Consider the following 19223-nt stretch of genomic DNA (forward strand, 5'->3'; position numbering starts at 1 on the left):
AGTAAATCAACTCATTAAAACAGATCAACAATGAATATTATATCAGACATTTTATATTGGATTTCTACAGGACTACTCGTTCCTGACATCGTATTGCTTATCGTATTATTCGGCCGTGCACTTCTGCTGGTCGGCAGTTTCTACGGACAATATCTCTCAATACGCAAAACCGAGGCACTACTCCGTAACGAACTGAATGCACTCACTCCTGCCACCGTTATGGAACTGGCAGACAAGCTTCCGGAAAAATCATCATCATTAGTCATATCGTACATACGCCAGGTGCTCCAGGCACATGAAAGCCCGGCACAGATACAGAGACTGCTTGCCAACTTTGAGATAGCCGCCGATAAAGATCTGGCTATCTCTAAAACTCTGACAAAGCTCGGACCTATCCTCGGTTTGATGGGTACGCTTATCCCAATGGGACCTGCCCTTGCCGGACTGGCAAGCGGCGACATTGCTTCAATGGCCTATAACATGCAGATTGCTTTTGCCACGACCGTTGTCGGACTGGTAGCAGGCGCCGTAGGTTTCTTGACCCAGCAGGTGAAACAACGCTGGTATCTTCAGGACATGACCAACCTGGAATTCCTTTCTGAATTGTTGAACGAAAAACGTGCGGCCCGATGAAACGAAACCTACTCAGAAAAGAAGAAGATGCTGACCCGATCAGCGTTGTATCGAACCTGTTCGATGTAGCCATGGTTTTTGCCGTAGCCCTGATGGTAGCTCTTGTCAGCCGCTACAATATGACCGAGGTTTTCTCTCAGGAAGACTACACGATGGTGAAAAATCCGGGAAAAGAAAACATGGAAATTATTACCAAAGAGGGACAGAAAATCAACCGTTATACTCCTTCGGAAGACCAGCAGAAAAGCGGTAAAAAAGGAAAGAAAGTAGGTATCGCCTATGAACTCGATAATGGGGAAATCATCTACGTTCCGGAAGAATAACAAAGAATAGATTATCCTTAAAATGCAGACAAACGCATCTTTCATCCGCCCATCCGGCAACGAAAGATGTATTTGTCTGCATCTCTTTTACAAGTCAACAATACACCCGCTCTTTTATGAATAGTTGTTGTTTTTTAAAACACACTCTCTGCACAACCATTCCAAATTCTATTATCTTTGCTCCCTGATCGGTTCCGAATAGTCATTCCTCTATCCGGATTAAAAGGGAATCGGGTGTAAATCCCGGACAGTCCCGCTGCTGTGAAGCTCCGTCTGAATTTCCGATAACAACTGTTGCCACTGGGATACCTTTTTGTAAATAGATAAGGAGTCACCGGGAAGGCGTCGGAAACAAGGAGTCAGTCAGAAGACCTGCCGCTTATCAAAGGCTGTTTCCACTCGTGGGATTAGGGAAACGGTACGAAAAGATTCTATAAATATTTAGTTAGAACATAACTCATGGAAATAACCAAGAGGAACGGAACGACGGAACCCTATGACAGGGAGAAAATTGCCGTCGCCATACGAAAAAGTTTTGCCAGTACAGGGCAGGAAGTAAGTAACGAAATCATCTATTCGGTGGTAGAAGAGGTGGAGAATTTTGTCGGGAAAGATACCGCAAACCGTAGTGTCGAACAGATACAGGACAAAGTGGAGCAAAGCCTGATGGAACACGGCTTTTATGCCGAGGCCAAAAATTACATACTCTACCGCTGGCAACGGACTGAACGCAGAAAAGCACTCAACAGCATAATAAATGAATTAGGAGACGGAACTGTGATGGATGTCCTGAAAGAGATTCAGAAAGACTTCACCACCCACGAATACAGTCTCGTTGTACTCTATGAAAAATTTTCAGGGTTTTGCAAACAGGAAATGCCACATTCCGAACGTTTGGCAGCATTGATTAAGGCTGCCGTGGAACTGACCACTCAGGAAGCACCTGACTGGGAGTTTATCGCGGCCCGTCTACTCAATTTCCAACTATCGAAGAAACTGGAAAAGCAGGCGGCATCGGCAGGCATCCGTTCGTTTTACGACAAACTGCGCTATCTGACGGAAGAAGGACTATACGGTAGTTACATACTGGCGGCCTACTCGCAACAGGAGATTGAAGAAGCAGCCGGATTTATCTGCCCTGACAGGGACAAACTATTTAATTATTCCGGACTGGATCTGCTTGTCAAACGCTACTTGATCCGTACCCGACTCCATGAACCGGCAGAGTCCGTACAAGAAATGTATCTGGGTATCGCCCTCCATCTGGCTATGCCCGAACAGAAAGAACGGATGACTTGGGTGAAAAAATTCTACGACTTACTAAGTCGTTTGGAGGTGACAATGGCCACTCCTACCCTCTCGAATGCCCGGAAACCTTATCATCAACTTTCAAGTTGTTTCATCGATACGGTACCCGACAGTTTAGAAGGTATCTACCGCAGTATCGATAACTTTGCCATGGTAAGCAAATTTGGTGGCGGCATGGGAATGTACTTTGGCAAAGTACGTGCGGCAGGAGGAAATATACGGGGTTTTAAAGGTGTAGCAGGAGGAGTAATTCGATGGATGAAGCTTGTGAACGATACGGCTGTAGCTGTTGATCAGTTGGGTATGCGTCAAGGTGCCGTCGCTGTCTATCTGGATGTATGGCACAAAGACCTGCCGGAATTCTTACAATTGCGGACCAACAACGGAGATGACCGGATGAAAGCTCACGATATTTTTCCTTCGGTATGTTATCCGGACCTGTTTTGGAAAATGGCTAAGGAAGACCTTAACCAACCATGGTACTTATTCTGCCCTAACGAGATTATGACAATCAAAGGGTATTGCCTAGAAGATTATTACGGAGAAGAATGGGAAAAGAGATACCATGACTGTGTAAACGATACCCGACTTTCCAAAAGAAGTATAAGCATTAAAGACATTGTCAGATTGGTGTTGCGATCGGCAGTCGAAACAGGTACTCCCTTCACCTTCAACCGTGACACAGTGAACCGGGCCAACCCCAATGCTCACCGGGGCATCATTTACTGTTCGAATCTTTGTACGGAAATAGCACAAAATATGGCAGCTATCGAAACGGTATCCACCGAGATACGTACGGAAGAGGGTGACACAGTAGTGGTGAAGACGGTACGGCCCGGCGACTTTGTAGTTTGCAATCTTGCCAGCCTCTCGCTGGGGCATCTCCCATTGGAGGACGAAGAACAGATAAAGGAGAAAGTAAGCACCGTAGTGCGTGCTCTCGACAATGTTATCGACCTGAATTTCTATCCACTCCCTTTTGCGCAAATCACCAACCAGCGTTACCGCAGTATCGGACTGGGAGTAAGCGGTTATCACCACGCACTTGCCATACGCAATATCCGCTGGGAAAGCGAAGAACATCTCCGGTTTGTAGACCGAGTATTCGAACAGATTAATTATGCAGCCATCGAAGCCAGTGCCGACCTGGCAAAAGAAAAAGGACGCTATGAATACTTCGAAGGAAGCGACTGGCAAACGGGAGCATACTTTGGCAAACGGGGATATACTTCCCCCGAATGGAATCGGCTGGCAGCCAAAGTAGCGGAAAACGGTATGCGAAACGCCTATCTTCTCGCTATTGCACCGACCAGCAGTACCAGTATCATCGCGGGAACCACTGCCGGTACCGATCCTGTAATGAAACGTTTCTTCCTTGAAGAGAAAAAAGGAGCCATGCTGCCACGTGTGGCACCGGCACTGTCAGACAAAACCTTCTGGTTATATAAAGATGCCTATACACTCGACCAAAAATGGAGTATCCGTGCGGCAGGCACCCGGCAGTTGCACATCGACCAGTCTCAAAGCCTAAACCTGTATATCACCAATGAATTTACCATGCGACAAGTACTCGATCTCTACTTACTGGCATGGGAATGTGGAGTAAAAACGGTATATTACGTTCGCAGTAAATCATTGGAAGTGGAAGAATGCGAAAGCTGTGCATCTTAAATAAACAAATAAACAAGAAAACGATATGGAAACAAAAAAATTAAAGAAAAATGCCCTCTTCAATCCCGAAGGTGATACAGAAACCCGTTTCAGAAAGATGATCGGAGGCAATACAACCAATCTGAATGATTTCAATAACATGCGATACCAATGGGTAAGCGACTGGTATCGTCAGGCCATGAATAACTTCTGGATACCTGAAGAAATCAATCTGACACAAGATACCAAGGACTATCCCCATCTGACCCCGGCCGAACGAACAGCGTATGATAAAATTCTGAGCTTCCTCGTCTTCCTGGATTCTTTGCAGAGTAACAATCTCCCGACACTCAGCGAATACATCACGGCAAACGAAGTCAACCTCTGCCTGCATATTCAAGCATTTCAAGAGTGTGTACACAGCCAGAGCTACAGCTATATGCTCGACTCTATCTGTAGTCCGGAGGAACGCAATGACATTTTGTATCAATGGAAAACAGACGAACATCTGCTAAGGAGAAATACGTTTATCGGCAATTGCTACAATGAATTCCAGGAAAATCGTGACGGATTTGCCTTGATGAAGACCCTAATTGCCAATTACATCCTTGAAGGTATTTACTTCTACAGCGGTTTTATGTTTTTCTACAATCTGAGCCGTAACGGAAAGATGTCCGGATCGGCTCAGGAAATCCGTTACATCAACCGGGATGAAAACACCCATCTCTGGCTATTTCGCAACATCATTCTGGAGTTGAAGAAGGAAGAACCGGAACTGTTTACGCCTGACAAGGTGAAAGTGTATGAAGAGATGATGCGTGAAGGAGTGAAACAGGAAATCGCATGGGGACAATATGTAATAGGCGACCAAATCCAGGGCCTCAACCGACAAATGATCTCTGACTATATCCACTTTCTGGGTAATCTCCGTTGGAGTAGCCTGGGTTACACTCCTCTGTACGAAGACAACCGGAAGGAACCGGAAAGCATGCATTGGGTATCGCAATATTCAAATGCCAACATGGTAAAAACGGACTTCTTCGAAGCGAAAAGTACGGCGTATGCCAAAAGTACTGCGCTGGAAGATGATTTATAAATAGTCTATGTTTCCGGGCAATCAACGATAAACAATGGATCATTCATGTGAATCAGTTCTTGAGAGACCTATGCGGTATGAAATTCAATTACTGATTCACATTATCAATGAATACCCGAACAATAGGATATATACATGACCACATTAAAAAAATATTCATCAGCAATGGTTCCTCGTCCATCATAAATCATTCAAATCCTTTCTTCATTCAAAAAACTTTTGACCCCTGATTTTTTTAATTACCTTTGTACCCCGAAAAGACGCAATTCAAGGGTGTGTCATTATTCACACATCCTCTTCCCCCACTCAAAACCTAAACCGAAATCGAAACACTGTACTGACACATTAACCACATTTCCTCCCATACGCCGGAAATGCGGAAAAGCAACATGTATGTATCACACAGATTTAAGAAAAAGTAAAAAGAAATGTTAGTAACCAACACCATGGAAGCTACAGCTTCCACTACCGACAGTTGCCAGGTCAGTGAACCTGTAACAGCAACACAGGAAACTCCCAGGACCATCGCCACTTACACCGCCACAACACCGGGCATGCACCGGAAATCATTTAAAGAGCAAGAACCGGCTATTTTTTCCATTATCGGATTCGCCGTAGCCTATATTGCTGCCCTGATTATCAACCGCATCATCAAGACGAGAAAAACTCACCATTAACCCAACCTTATGGACATCCACCAAGAACTAAAAGAACTATCTAAATTCCTGTCTGAATATTCGACCAGTCTGATGGCCGTAGGCGTACAAACATCACGAATCGTACGAAACACCTCACGAATCGCTGAATCTTTCGGCTTCTTCTGTGACATGACAATCTTTCAGAAAACCATCATCATGACATTACGCGATGCCGACAATTCGCATTCATACAGTACGGTAAACAAGATCAAGCCCATGGGACTGAACTTCGCCATTAATTCAGCACTCAGCACGCTGAGTTGGGAAGCATATGACGAACATTTGTCTCTCAGCGAGCTCCAACGTCGCTATCACGAAATTGTCAGCAAACCACGTGAAAGTAAATGGCTTGTATTGATTCTGGTTGCCTTTGCCAACGCATCTTTCTGCCGCCTGTTCCAAGGTGACTTTATTTCCATGGGAATCGTATTTGTAGCCACCTTGGCCGGATTCTTTGTCCGTACCGAACTGATGGGACGTCACTGGAATCATCTGGCAATATTCATCATTTCGTCGTTCATTGCTTCCATGATCGGTAGTACGGGCTATCTGATGCACTGGGGTGACACTCCGGATATGGCTTTAGGTACCAGCGTACTTTATCTGATTCCGGGTGTACCGCTGATCAACGCCATCATGGACATCATCGACGGACATGTATTGGCCGGAACATCGAGATTTATTAACGCCTGTCTGCTTATCATCTGTATAGCGATCGGCCTTTCAATGACCCTTTTAATCACCGGAATCAGCACCTTATGATGAATATAGATTTTATAACAGCCACCGTACTCGACGGTGCATTCGCTGCCGTAGCCGCTATCGGATTTGCTATTATATCGAATCCACCACGAAAAGCCATATTGATCTCTGCTTTCCTGGCGGCTGTAGGTCACGGATTACGTTACTTTCTGATGCATGCACATCTGTTTACGATGGACATTGCTACGGCTTCATTCTTTGCAGCTGTTTCCATCGGTTTATTAGCCATCCCTTTTGCCAAAGCGATTCACTGCCCGGCAGAGGTTTTCTCGTTTCCGTCTCTCTTGCCCATGATTCCGGGAATGTTTGCTTATAAAAGTATCCTTGCACTGACAAAGTTCATGCAGACTAAAGATGAAACCGATTCACTGCGATACCTGGTAGATTTTTGCCACAATGGCAGTACCACCATCTTCGTTTTATTTGCCTTGGTCGTAGGGGCAGCCGTACCGGTATTCATCTTCCACCGCCAATCATTCACAGCTACCCGTTTACTGAAAAAGTTGGTAAAAAAAGGATGACGGCATTCATATTATAGATAAATATCTAAAATGGCGAATAGGGATCTGTTTTTACAACGTCTCTATTCGCCATTTTAATTACTTTCTTGCCTCGGCAATGTATTCTAAGGCTTCGGTACATTTCTTGGTAACATATCCCCAATCTTCGGCTGCTACCTTATCTTTCGGAAATAATTTAGATCCCATACCGACACAGAATGCACCCGCTCCAAACCATCCTGTCAGGTTCTCCCGGGTAGGCTCTACCCCACCGGTCACCATTAATTTGGACCAAGGCATCGGAGCCATCAAGCCTTTCACAAAATTTGGTCCGTACACATCTCCGGGAAATATCTTACAAAGATCACAACCGGCTTCCTGTGCAAAGCCCACTTCCGAAACCGAGCCACACCCCGGTGTATAAGCGATCAGCCGGCGATTGCATATCTTAGCAATCGCCGGATTAAACAAGGGACCTACCACAAAGTCAGCCCCCGATTGTATATACAGAGCTGCAGTAGCCGGATCAACCACTGATCCGACTCCCATAGCCATCTCCGGGCATTCACAGACAGCAAATTTTACAAGCCCGGCAAATACTTCCTGGGCAAAGTCCCCCCGATTGGTAAACTCAAAAGCACGAACTCCACCTTCATAACAAGCTTTTACCACTTTCTTCGCTATTTCCACATCTTCGTGATAAAATACAGGAACCATACCTGTCGAACCTATTTTGTTCAAGACAGCTATTTTATCAAATTTAGCCATAAGAATATATACGATTTAAAGATTGACAACCCACTATCACCCACGATTATCTTTGTACACGTCCGCTCGCATCTCCTCCGACAAGCGCTTCGACCTCCGCCACAGAAACAAGATTGAAGTCACCATTAATGGTATGCTTCAATGCCGATGCTGCCACTGCAAATTCAAGAGCCTCACCCTGGGTTCGCTTTGTAAGCAGGCCGTGTATGACACCGCCAGAGAAAGAATCCCCCCCTCCCACACGGTCAATAATCGGATCGATATCGTAATGTCTGGAAACATAGAATTCCTCACCATTATAAATCATGGCTTTCCAACCATTATGTGATGCAGAGAAAGATTCTCGCAACGTCGAGATCACATAGCTGAACCCAAACTCATCCATCATCTGCCGAAAAATTCCCTTATAGCCCTCTGCATCTGTATGTCCGCCTTCCACATCCGCATCAGGTTTAAATCCCAGACAGAGTTCCGCATCCTCCTCATTACCAATACATACGTCTACATACTTCATCAAAGGTTTCATGATGGACTGCGCCTTCTCCTTCGTCCATAGTTTTTTACGAAAGTTCAGGTCGACCGACACCGTCACTCCATGACGCTTGGCAGCCTCACAAGCAAGCCGGGTCAATTCGGCTGCTTTGTCTGAGATGGCAGGAGTAATACCAGACCAATGGAACCAGTCGGCCCCCTCCATGATCTTGTCAAAATCAAAGTCCGCTGCAACGGCCTCGGCAATGGCAGAATGGGCACGATCGTAAATCACTTTACTGGGACGCATAGCTGCACCGGTTTCCAAATAATAGATCCCTACACGTTCGCCTCCCCGCGCAATATAGTCTGTCTTTACACCGTATTTACGGAGTGCATTTACTGCCGACTGCCCGATTTCATGTCCAGGCAGTTTGGTTATAAAATAAGCGTCGTGACCATAATTGGCACAGCTCACCGCCACGTTAGCCTCACCTCCACCATATACCACATCAAAAGAGTCCGACTGGACAAAGCGGGTATTTCCCGGAGGAGACAACCGAAGCATGATTTCGCCTAATGTAACGACTTTCTTTCCCATAATTTAATATTTTAATGAAACGAGCAATTTAGATTATTCAGTTATAATTTATCGTCACCCCCTATTTTTAGCGATAATAAACTGGTAATAGGAGAAATAACAACTCATAAAACTTACACCGAACAAGTTCCGTGTGCGGACACAAAGATACGTAAATTTTCAGGATTACAAAAATTGTTATATATTTGTGTCCATAGAAATAAAACTATTAGTGTGTCCGGGCACAAAACCTCACACAAATAAAGGTGAACGCATGAATAAATTGCCAGAAAGAATCAGAATTAAGGATATTGCCCGCTTGGCAAATGTATCTGTAGGAACTGTAGACCGGGTGCTCCATGGCCGTAGCGGAGTGTCGGAAGCAAGCCGTAAACGTGTAGAAGAAATCTTAAAGCAACTCGACTATCAGCCTAATATGTATGCCAGCGCGTTGGCTTCCAATAAGAAATATACTTTTGCCTGTCTGCTACCCAAACATCTGGAAGGCGAATATTGGACAGATGTGCAAAAAGGGATTCGGGAAGCGGTTACCACATACTCCGACTTCAATATTTCGGCAAATATCACCCATTATGACCCCTACGATTACAATTCGTTTGTGGCAACCAGTCAGGCCGTTATCGAAGAACAACCGGACGGAGTAATGTTTGCTCCCACTGTACCACAATATACCAAAGGATTTACCGATGCACTAAATGAACTGGGTATACCATATATATATATTGATTCACAAATCAAAGACGCCCCTCCACTTGCCTTCTTCGGTCAAAACTCACACCAGAGCGGATACTTTGCAGCACGCATGCTGATGTTACTCGCCGTAAATGACCGGGAAATCGTAATTTTCCGCAAGATACACGAAGGAGTGATCGGCTCGAACCAGCAGGAAAGCCGCGAAATCGGATTTCGCCAATATATGCAAGAGCATCATCCCGCCTGTAACATCCTTGAACTCAACCTGCACGCCGACCTGAATATTGAAGATAGCCGGATGCTGGATGACTTCTTCCGCGAACATCCGGACGTCAAGCATGGCATCACGTTCAATTCAAAAGTATACATCATCGGTGAATACCTGCAACAACGCAGGAAAAGTGATTTCAGCCTGATCGGTTACGACTTGCTCGAGCGAAACGTAACGTGCCTGAAGGAAGGCACTGTCTCTTTCCTGATTGCACAGCAACCGGAATTACAAGGATTCAATAGTATCAAAACTTTGTGTGATCATCTGATATTCAGGAAAGAAGTGGCTTGTACCAACTATATGCCCATCGATCTCCTGACCAAAGAAAATATCGACTATTATCACAGTAAGTAATGTAAACACTGAAAAGAGTTCAGGCTGCAAAGAAAAAAACAACATTCTTGCAGTCTGGGTTCCTTATTTTTCCCTCTTCAAATAAACCATATCCCTGAGCCGGATGCCATTCTCATAAATAGGATGATCATAATGGTCGGTGAAAAAATTCTTAATACGATGGGAAGGAACAAATCCGCAGGATTGATAGAATAAAAGCGTATGTGGAGTATCTCCTGTTCCCACAAACATGACCGAGCATCGGTCCGAATAATGGTGAAACAGATATTCAATCAGGCTTTTACCATATCCCTTACGCTGGCTATCCGGACAAGTTGCGATATTCTTTAATTCGTAAATTCCTTTCCCCTCGTTAGTAACCACACAAACCGCCCTGAGCTTGTCTTCATCATATAGAGCGAACATATCTCCACGTTCCAGATACCGGTCTATCATATCTTCCTGCTCATCTGCCAGCAAGAGCAAATCGAGGAAACGCTTCCTGTCTGAAAATACCTGTTCGACTTTCATAACCCTTTCTGTTGTTCTCTATGTTCAAAAATCATTGTCATATGATCCAGTGCCCATCCAACCAATGCTTCGACGTGTGGAATCAAACTATGTCCCATTTCCGTCAGGCAATATTCCACCCTCGGTGGTACTTCCGCATATGCTTTCCGTTCCACCAACCCGTCGGCCTCCAACGTACGGAGAGTAACAGTCAGCATCCGTTGCGAAATATCGTCTATTGTTTTATGAATGTCACCAAAGCGCATCGTTCCGTTCGCATTCAGCGTCACCAGCACCAGCATCGACCACTTGTCGCCCAGCCGGCATAATACGTCCCTGATGGGACAAGTTCCCGTAGGATGGAAGTTCTTCATTCTCTAATCGTTTCTGTCATATTAAAAACCTGCAAAGTTAATTTGATCCCCTGATATTAAGCCACATTCACATCTATCAGCACAGAATAATACACCTTTGCAGGCACAAAGATAATAAACTTACGAAAGAGAACTATTGTTTTATTTAATCAATTCACAGTCGATGTACTTGCAGAGGACGCAAAGATATTATTTGATTCATAAAAATAATCAAAGAGGGTATGTCATAACTCACCACAGATTTTACCGGATAAACTTTAAATTTAGTCTAAACAAGAGGTACAATCCATTTATTATTAATACTTTTGTACACGATCAAACAAACATAAATACTTTTTCATCAAAGATATGACCCTCTTCACAAACATCAAATCCTTCGACAAATCATTTTTGTTGAAGTTATGGCTATCTCTTATTCTCTACCAGTTGTCCGTATGCCCCGTATCTGCACAAAAAGACACGATGGATATCAAAGACTACATCTTAATCATTAATACATATACCGAATCATTCCCTTGGAGTAACCGCTTGATCTCAACAGCAACCAACTTCGTAAAAGACGACCCCAAACTGGCTGTATACACCGAACATATGAACATGATAATGATAGATAATGACAGCATTCTGGACCAATTCAAAGACAGTCTTTTCGACAGATACGGTTCCCACCGCCCACGTATGCTGCTGTTATTAGGCAACTCTTCTCTCATATTGAAAGATGATCTTAGAAAAATGTGGGGTGACATTCCAATGGTTCTCTGTGCCGGAAAAGACTATACCGGGCCTGAGCACTATTATCTGACGAAACAACCCATTCCTCTTTCCGAACGTGTACCATTGGCAGAATTGTCCCAATCCTGCAATCTCACCTACCTCTATGCCAATCTCTATATCCACGAGAATGTAGAAATGATGTTCCGTACACTCCCCCGGATGAAAAGATTCATCTACGTGGGCGACGAACGCTTTGTCAACCAAGTCAACAGTCAGGAGATTCAAGAAATTCTACGGACCAAACATCCGGATGTACACTATACCTTCCTGTCTTCCCGTGACATAAAGAAAACCAACCAACTGATCGATTCACTCAACTTTGTCGATCCCCGGACCACGGGTATTCTGTTTTCCAGCTGGTTCCACAAACGGCAGTTTGCCGGCAACATGATGTTGACAATGATCCTGCCTGAAATCGTTTCCACCGTATCCCCTCCAATATTCGCTCTCAATATGATTGAACTGAATGACAAAGAGAGTGGAATGGTGGGTGGTTACACCTACGACCAGAATCACTTCAATGAAAAGCTGTCCAACATGTTTTCGGAAATCCTCAGCGGGAAATCTCCACGGGATCTTCCACATTATCTGCCCACAGACGGTACACCACTCATCAACTATCAGGTATTGGTCCGCAAAGGTTTGTCTCCCGACGAGTGGCCCGCTCACACCCGTTTTCTGAACAAACCTATCACCTTTTGGGACAAATATAAATATTTCCTGCCGGGAACAACCGTTTGCATCGCCCTGCTCGTCTGGTTTTTCCTCTATCGTATCCGTACGCTCACGCATCTCAGACAGATCCAGTTGAAAGAAATCGAGGCTATGGCTAATTATAAAAATCTGATCGATAACATGCCTTTGCTCTACATGCAGGAGAAACTAATCGTAAACGAACAAGGTGTAGCCGACGACTTGATCTACCTGAACGTAAATCCCCATTTCGAAAAACATTTTTTCCGTAGAGAGGATGTCGTCGGTAAGCGGGCCAGTGAACTGTTTCCTGAATCTCTACCTGAATTTCTACACTTCATCCAGATCTCCCTGAAGGAGAACCGTGCCATCACATTCCCTTATTACTTCAAAAAGATAGACAGATTCTACGACATCGTATTAAAAGGTGCACATCAGGAGAATGTCATCGACATCTTCTGCGTAGACAGCACTGAACTTCATCGTGCACAGCAGAAGTTGAACGCCACAAACCATAAACTATCTATGGCGCTGGAAGTAGCCGACATCATTCCCTGGAAATGGGACTTACTCAGCAAAACCATTCTTTGCGACATCAATAAGCCCATTGAACTCAGTGCACAAGGTAATAACGTAAGCGAAGAACAGTTGGCTGTACCCGACTCACAATACTTCTCGAAAATATATAAGGAGGACCGCATACGAGTGGAACAAGCTTATAAAGACCTGATAGAAGGGCGCTTGGAAAAAGTAAAAGAAGAGTATCGGGTGATCAACATCCGGAATCACACTCACAAAATAGAGTGGGTAGAAGCCCAAGCTGCAGTGGAAACCCGCGACGAAAACGGAATTCCGGTGACACTGGTCGGTTCTTCACAGGTAATCACCGGACGTAAAAAGATGGAAATGGAACTGACTTCGGCCAAAGACCGGGCCGAAGAATCCAATCGTCTTAAATCTGCCTTTCTTGCCAACATGAGTCACGAAATCCGTACTCCGCTCAATGCCATCGTCGGATTTTCGGGAATACTGGCATCCACCGAGGAAGAAGAGGAGAAACAAGAATACGTCAGCATCATTGAGAACAACAATGCATTATTGTTACAACTCATCAGTGACATCCTCGATCTGTCGAAAATAGAAGCCGGTACACTCGAGTTCCAGTACTCCGACATCGAACTCAACACCGAGCTTAAAAAACTGGAAAGCACCCTGAAACTGAAATTAAAGTCGGACGACGTACAACTGGAATTTGTTCCCGGCCTCCCTGTGTGCCCGGTATGTACCGAAAAGAACCGGCTCTCACAACTGATCATCAATTTGGTGACCAATGCCATCAAGTTCACTTCCCGGGGAAGTATCCGCTTCGGTTACGAACACCGTGGCAAAGAACTCTATTTCTATGTCACCGATACCGGATGTGGCATCCCTAAGGACAAACAGGAAAGCATCTTCGGACGTTTTGTCAAACTGAACAGTTTCGCACAGGGAACAGGCCTGGGACTCTCCATCTGCCGTACCCTCGTCGAGCACATGGGCGGACATATCGGTGTAGATTCGGAAGAAGGCAAAGGTTCCACGTTCTGGTTCTCCCTCCCTTATAAAGCGGCAAGCACTTCCGCCGGAACAATGCAAAAAACCGAGATTCAGCCCATCTCAGTAGAAAAAGACAAACTGACTATCCTAATCGCTGAAGACAATGAAAGCAACTACCGCCTCTTCGAATCGATCCTCGGGCACGACTATCATCTGATTCATGCCTGGGACGGACGCGAAGCTGTCGAAAGATTCAAAAGAGAAAATCCACAGATTATTTTGATGGATATCAATATGCCGGTTATGGACGGATACGAAGCCACGCAGGAAATCCGTAAATACTCAGCCAAAGTTCCTATCATAGCAGTTACGGCCTTTGCCTACGCTTCGGACGAGCAACGGGTGATGGAAAACGGATTCGACGGATATATGCCCAAACCGATCAATGCACGGCAATTAAAAGCACAAATCACGGAGATTATGCAAAAACGGATCATTTTGTTATGACAACAGCGCGATATACCGCCCCATTATGACAGTTTCACTCCATATTCACCTTGATGCAAACCTCCTCAATCTGTTTGCGATCAACTTATACCACAAGGGGGCGAGGCGATCGATATACAATGACGAAAACCTGAGGATGGCATTCATGTCGGATATACAAGAGATTGTAGAGATTGAAGTGCATCGAACACGGATATTGCGTCCTGACTCATTTTATCAAAAGCTTCAAACGATTTACCGGAAAAGTACCGTTGCAATATTACAAACAGAATATAGGTAATGATCGAAAATAACCGGTATGTATATATCCAAAAGTTCCACAGATTACACCGAATCACACAGATTAAAAGTAAATATCCAGCTATTTATCGAAGTTTCTGTGCAAACCCGGGTAATCTGCGGTGAACCATATCCGGTCGAGATACAAATTTTCCATTATTCCTCTACGACATAAACCACCTCGTGGGCTTCTGTCAACTGAGGAACTTCCAACCTACCTAACATCTTATCCAGAACCGTTTCCGGAACTTCATATTCGCGTGTACTGTTCTGTCGCCGCCAGACTGAATAAGGTTTCTCTATATAGACTATTTTAACCCGTGCCCCATACGTAATGAACAAGTCGATCAACTGAGTACGCCTTTGACGGCTCACGTTGGTAGCATTCCAAATGAAGTCCTGTCCCTTGCGAAGATAGATCCGGGCCTGTTCTTTAGCAGTTTGTGCCACCCAGCCATTGGCCGCTTTGTCAGTGGGACTAAACTTATGTTTACGCCGGATGGCATCCAAACTGACAACCGGCATATCGGCACATCGAGATTCGATATAATAGTCTTTTCCCATACCGGGCAGACCTACAAGCAATGTTACCCCACATTTAAAATCATCGTGGGGAACATAATCGATATAGGATCGGGGTGTATGAAAGTAGTGAAAACGGGCTGTGCCATTGGCAAATTCCCGTGCCTTTCCCCAACATTGCTGCTCCCGACAGAACATCTCAAAAAATTCGGTAGCCTCCAGCAACACTTCTTTGTCTGTACTGATACGTCCGCAAATATCGGCAACAGTCAATTGTTTCAGCAACGAGGTGTCCAGCCTCAGCGAAGCCTCACAAGCACGCTTTAAAGGATCTTCGCGTTCCATCAACCAAATAGGCAGACCATGATGGCGTACCAGTGAAGCTATATGCTCGCGTATATTGAAAGGAGCAGGTATATCTCTATAAAGAAGAGTACGGACAGTAGTCTCCCCACGTTTAGCATGGTTCTTAGAGGTAACCTGTCCATTACCCTCATCGACTGAAGTCGAACGTTTTTCCACATCGTGAAGCAAAGCGGCTGCCCAAAGTATTTCCCGTTCCTGTTCCGGAAGCATCGGATAGGCAGGTTGTCGCAGCAATGCTTCGAGCACCATGCGGGTATGTACAGCCACACTTCCTTCGGCATGATGCACCGTATGCTGAGGAACTTGGTTCATATCCCGTACCCACCCGAACTGTTGTTCCAACGAGTTCCAGTCTTTCCGTTCGCTCAATTTCCAAATCATCGATTACCTCCTTTCTCTTGTTTCAACTCCCATACCAGACGGGCACGTTTCCAATGACGTGTCCAATGCTCCCCTGTTTGTACATGACCTTTACGGACATACTTAAACACATTGTGGGCAAAATCGGCAGTAGCATATTCACCGATATTCCGGGTAACCACTCCTTCCCGGGTACAGTCCAGACCGGTCAGTGCATCACAGGAGCCGAAGACACTCGGCTCCTGCGCCAAACAGACAACATGCTGTTCCAAAGATGCTACTGTTAATCCGTCCACGCACTCCGTGCACAATTCGGGCACGGTTGGCAAATCGAACAGTGCAGCATAAAATTTCACTTCATCCCATGACAGCCATTTGTCCAGGCAACGGACAGCAAATACATAAAAATGTGTTTCCAGCCGCTTATACTCAATGGAATGAACGGCATACAGATTTTCACCGAACAGTTCAATATCTCCCAGATCGTTTCTCAGCAACTCCCAGCGTTGACGCAACTGGCTTGTCCATGGCGAAGTGGTAGGTGCGACATGCGAACGGGCAAAGACTCCATATCTGCTCAAACAATTATTCTCTCCATCCAGCTTCTCGGTATGCACCAAGGTGCTTATCTTCCGGATATCTTCCCAATATGTATGATTGATCCGGTCGTCACTCGTCGTCCCGGGAGAGAACGGATAGTGATAGGTACGACCATATTTTTCTGATAACATAGTTTTTTCTTTTAATCGTTAATACTTAAAACCGGAGTTCTTCCTGAATGATCTTCACCGGGTTTCCCCTTTGAAGGCTGTTGTGATTGCTCCAATTGGTCTGTGCCTGAATCATCGCTTGCTCTATGTTCCAAGCGGTCAGCTTGACCAACAATCGTTCAGTAGCCAGTTTTTTATTCTGCCATTGCGAACGCTGGTCGGATGCCACTACACTGATTCCGCTGGGGATATGAACAGCTCTTACGGCAGATTCTGTCTTGTTGACATGTTGCCCTCCGGGTCCGGACGCCCGTAAGGTTTCATACCGGATATCATCTTCGGTAGCCTCACAACTTTCGGACAGGAGGAAAGTCTGCACACCGACAAACCAGTTCTTCCGCCTGTGATGAATCCGATACGGGCTACGGGCAATCCATAGCACAGTCCCTTCCCATTCGTCAGCCAATACATCGCAACCTGCACCTTCGAGTGCAACGACTACCGACAACAAAGTGCGATTGACAGGACCAGTCTCTTTTTCCAGGATTTCTACTCTCAATTTCCGTTTCTGTGCTTCTCTCAATATTTTTTCGAGTACCAAAGCCACTACACGACAACACTCTACAGGACCACGTCCTGAAGTGATTTGTAAATACGTCTTTTCCATTATCCTATTCTTTATTCATTCGTACGATGCAGGGCATGAAGGTACCTTGGACTTCAACCAGTTCCTCCTGGGTTTTCATCACCCGGTCAATATCCTTGTAAGCCAACGGCATTTCTTCGACACTGCCACCAATCAGCGTGACTCCGGCCTGAGAAAGATACTTTCTCAATGCCGACCGGGTAAAGTTGTCTTTTGCCTTTTGGCGGGACATAGCTCGTCCCGCTCCATGCGAGGCAGAACAAAGGGCCTCACTTATCCCTTTACCACATACCAAATAACCGGGCGTTGCCATACTTCCGGGGATCAGTCCCGGTTGGCCTTTCTGTGCAGGTGTTGCTCCTTTACGATACACAATGGCTGTCTGTCCGGGAGCGATTTCCTCTTTCCATGCAAAATTGTGGTGATTGTTCACATTGGCCAAAGGTTTCAGCCCCAAAGCTTTTGACAAATTCAGATGAATCCGCTCATGGCAGGCACGAGCATAATCACCCGCTAAATTCATACTAAGCCAGTATTCCTGTCCTTCTTCCGTATCCAACCCCAGCCAGGCAAAGTGCTGAGCCTCGCGAGGCAGACGGCAGAGGTCGCGTGCCAGCATACTATAGTGTTTGGCAATGGCAGCACCCAAACCACGCGAACCGGAATGGGACAGCAAAGCCACGTAGTTTCCTTCCGGAACGCCCAAGACATTACCGGCCTGTAAGCTCATCTTACCAAATTCCACAAAATGATTTCCACCACCGGAGCTACCTAATTGCCGTACCGCCTTGCCATGAAGTCCTCTCAACAATTCGGTCATTCGGAACTCTTCTCTGTCAAGCACCTCATGCTCTTGTGCAAAAGACAATCCGCCATCCATGCCAAAATGAGTAAACTCCTTCAGCGCTTCTTTAATATGGTGCGAATAGCGTTTCAGAAAATCCTCCCCGGCATCAAACAGGGTGAGATTCATCCGACAACCGATATCAACCCCCACAGCATACGGGATAACCGCATGATCTGTAGCCAATACTCCCCCTATCGGTAACCCGTAACCGGCATGTGCATCGGGCATCAATGCTCCGGCAAGAGTAATCGGCAGCCGCATGGCGAGATTCATCTGCTGTTTGGCTAATGTTTCAATGTACTTGCTTCCATATGTTTTATAACCCAAGGGCTCATCAAGTAAATCATACGGCGTCAATCTTTTTTCGATAAATACAGGAGAAAGATGTTCGGCCAGTTTACTCCATATCTCACTGTTTTTATATACCTCGGGATTCTTGAGAATATCGCCCAAGGCGGCTAATATCTGCTCTTTTGTTTCGTGTTTACAATATTTGCCAACGAGAGCAACAGCCAGACTACGAGCTACATTATCTCTATATCCCAGTTTACTTAAATCTTTTAAACGTATTCCCATACTGTTTTTTCCATTCGCATACAAGACACCGGTTGCCTGCCATTGGACAGACAAAAGACAATATGCGAGATACCAATACTTTAGAAAAGGATATAACCACTCCTCTTCACAGCATTGAGGTGAATAATAAATAAATTAAATGTGATTGTGGAACTAATCAACTTGCATCGCCAGCAGCAGAATTGCGACGCATACTAAAAGATATAGTTATAAAGACCCATCCTCCCGATGGGGCAACTTAGTTCCGATACTGAAGATATTATTTCTCTGACATAATTAAAAACCCTTTCCATCATTTAAAGGGTGAATACTCTGTTTATCGGCGGCAAAAGTAATGGTTCTTTTGATTTTCACAAAACGAAAAGACATTTTTTTTCAGGCACAGTAGTGATATTTATAGAAAAACGGCACGAATC

General features: G+C 45.2%; 17 protein-coding genes and 1 riboswitch. Of the genes, 9 read left to right on the forward strand and 8 right to left on the reverse strand.

Features of this window, described 5'->3' with window-relative positions; all coding sequences use genetic code 11:
- Positions 1 to 30 precede the first annotated feature (30 nt).
- The 7 genes from BF9343_RS12945 (at position 31) to BF9343_RS12975 (ending at position 6991) form a co-directional block, all read left to right on the forward strand.
- Positions 31 to 633: a MotA/TolQ/ExbB proton channel family protein gene (locus BF9343_RS12945; RefSeq protein ID WP_005788367.1), complete on the forward strand. Its 603-nt coding sequence runs from the start codon at positions 31 to 33 to the stop codon at positions 631 to 633.
- Positions 630 to 956: a DUF2149 domain-containing protein gene (locus tag BF9343_RS12950; protein ID WP_005778408.1), complete on the forward strand. Its 327-nt coding sequence runs from the start codon at positions 630 to 632 to the stop codon at positions 954 to 956. The genes BF9343_RS12945 and BF9343_RS12950 overlap by 4 nt, the downstream gene beginning before the upstream one ends.
- 172 nt (positions 957 to 1128) lie before the next feature.
- Positions 1129 to 1350, forward strand: a riboswitch (cobalamin riboswitch).
- Between the two features lie 65 nt (positions 1351 to 1415).
- Positions 1416 to 3935, forward strand: coding sequence for a ribonucleoside-diphosphate reductase subunit alpha (locus BF9343_RS12955; RefSeq protein WP_005788368.1), 2520 nt, complete (start codon positions 1416 to 1418; stop codon positions 3933 to 3935).
- Between the two features lie 25 nt (positions 3936 to 3960).
- Entirely contained in the window at positions 3961 to 5010 is a 1050-nt protein-coding gene (locus BF9343_RS12960) for a ribonucleotide-diphosphate reductase subunit beta (RefSeq protein WP_010993107.1), read from the forward strand.
- A gap of 428 nt (positions 5011 to 5438) precedes the next feature.
- Positions 5439 to 5687 (forward strand): hypothetical protein, encoded by a 249-nt coding sequence (locus BF9343_RS12965; protein ID WP_010993108.1) that lies wholly within the window; start codon positions 5439 to 5441, stop codon positions 5685 to 5687.
- A gap of 9 nt (positions 5688 to 5696) precedes the next feature.
- A complete protein-coding gene (locus BF9343_RS12970) occupies positions 5697 to 6470 on the forward strand; it encodes a threonine/serine exporter family protein (protein WP_005788374.1) in 774 nt (257 codons plus the stop codon).
- Positions 6467 to 6991, forward strand: coding sequence for a threonine/serine exporter family protein (locus BF9343_RS12975; protein ID WP_005788377.1), 525 nt, complete (start codon positions 6467 to 6469; stop codon positions 6989 to 6991). Before BF9343_RS12970 ends, BF9343_RS12975 begins: the two co-directional genes overlap by 4 nt.
- A 78-nt stretch (positions 6992 to 7069) precedes the next feature.
- On the opposite strand, the gene BF9343_RS12980 is transcribed toward BF9343_RS12975, so the two are convergent.
- Together BF9343_RS12980 and BF9343_RS12985 are read right to left on the reverse strand one after the other, a co-directional pair.
- A complete protein-coding gene (locus tag BF9343_RS12980; protein WP_010993109.1) occupies positions 7070 to 7738 on the reverse strand; it encodes a bifunctional 4-hydroxy-2-oxoglutarate aldolase/2-dehydro-3-deoxy-phosphogluconate aldolase in 669 nt (222 codons plus the stop codon).
- A gap of 46 nt (positions 7739 to 7784) precedes the next feature.
- A complete protein-coding gene (locus BF9343_RS12985; RefSeq protein ID WP_005793314.1) occupies positions 7785 to 8810 on the reverse strand; it encodes a sugar kinase in 1026 nt (341 codons plus the stop codon).
- A gap of 253 nt (positions 8811 to 9063) precedes the next feature.
- Between BF9343_RS12985 and BF9343_RS12990 the strand changes: the two genes are divergently transcribed.
- Positions 9064 to 10128, forward strand: coding sequence for a LacI family DNA-binding transcriptional regulator (locus BF9343_RS12990; RefSeq protein ID WP_010993110.1), 1065 nt, complete (start codon positions 9064 to 9066; stop codon positions 10126 to 10128).
- A gap of 63 nt (positions 10129 to 10191) precedes the next feature.
- On the opposite strand, the gene BF9343_RS12995 is transcribed toward BF9343_RS12990, so the two are convergent.
- Positions 10192 to 10638 carry a GNAT family N-acetyltransferase gene (locus BF9343_RS12995; RefSeq protein WP_005788385.1) on the reverse strand — a complete coding sequence of 149 codons (447 nt, stop codon included), beginning with the start codon at positions 10636 to 10638 and terminating at the stop codon, positions 10192 to 10194.
- A complete protein-coding gene (locus BF9343_RS13000) occupies positions 10635 to 10991 on the reverse strand; it encodes a winged helix-turn-helix transcriptional regulator (RefSeq protein ID WP_005788387.1) in 357 nt (118 codons plus the stop codon). Before BF9343_RS13000 ends, BF9343_RS12995 begins: the two co-directional genes overlap by 4 nt.
- Positions 10992 to 11339: 348 nt before the next feature.
- Between BF9343_RS13000 and BF9343_RS13005 the strand changes: the two genes are divergently transcribed.
- A complete protein-coding gene (locus tag BF9343_RS13005) occupies positions 11340 to 14501 on the forward strand; it encodes an ATP-binding protein (RefSeq protein WP_011202980.1) in 3162 nt (1053 codons plus the stop codon).
- A gap of 435 nt (positions 14502 to 14936) precedes the next feature.
- On the opposite strand, the gene BF9343_RS13015 is transcribed toward BF9343_RS13005, so the two are convergent.
- From BF9343_RS13015 to BF9343_RS13030, 4 genes are read right to left on the reverse strand one after another with little or no spacing between them, the layout of a single operon-like run.
- A complete protein-coding gene (locus BF9343_RS13015; protein WP_010993112.1) occupies positions 14937 to 16049 on the reverse strand; it encodes an AAA family ATPase in 1113 nt (370 codons plus the stop codon).
- Positions 16046 to 16759: an RNA ligase family protein gene (locus BF9343_RS13020; protein WP_010993113.1), complete on the reverse strand. Its 714-nt coding sequence runs from the start codon at positions 16757 to 16759 to the stop codon at positions 16046 to 16048. The genes BF9343_RS13015 and BF9343_RS13020 overlap by 4 nt, the downstream gene beginning before the upstream one ends.
- 25 nt (positions 16760 to 16784) lie before the next feature.
- Positions 16785 to 17405 carry a peptide chain release factor H gene (gene prfH / locus BF9343_RS13025; RefSeq protein ID WP_010993114.1) on the reverse strand — a complete coding sequence of 207 codons (621 nt, stop codon included), beginning with the start codon at positions 17403 to 17405 and terminating at the stop codon, positions 16785 to 16787.
- Positions 17406 to 17409: 4 nt separating this feature from the next.
- Entirely contained in the window at positions 17410 to 18807 is a 1398-nt protein-coding gene (locus BF9343_RS13030; protein ID WP_010993115.1) for an RtcB family protein, read from the reverse strand.
- Positions 18808 to 19223 lie beyond the last annotated feature (416 nt).

The sequence above is a fragment of the Bacteroides fragilis NCTC 9343 genome (genome assembly GCF_000025985.1).
GTDB classification, from domain to species: domain Bacteria; phylum Bacteroidota; class Bacteroidia; order Bacteroidales; family Bacteroidaceae; genus Bacteroides; species Bacteroides fragilis.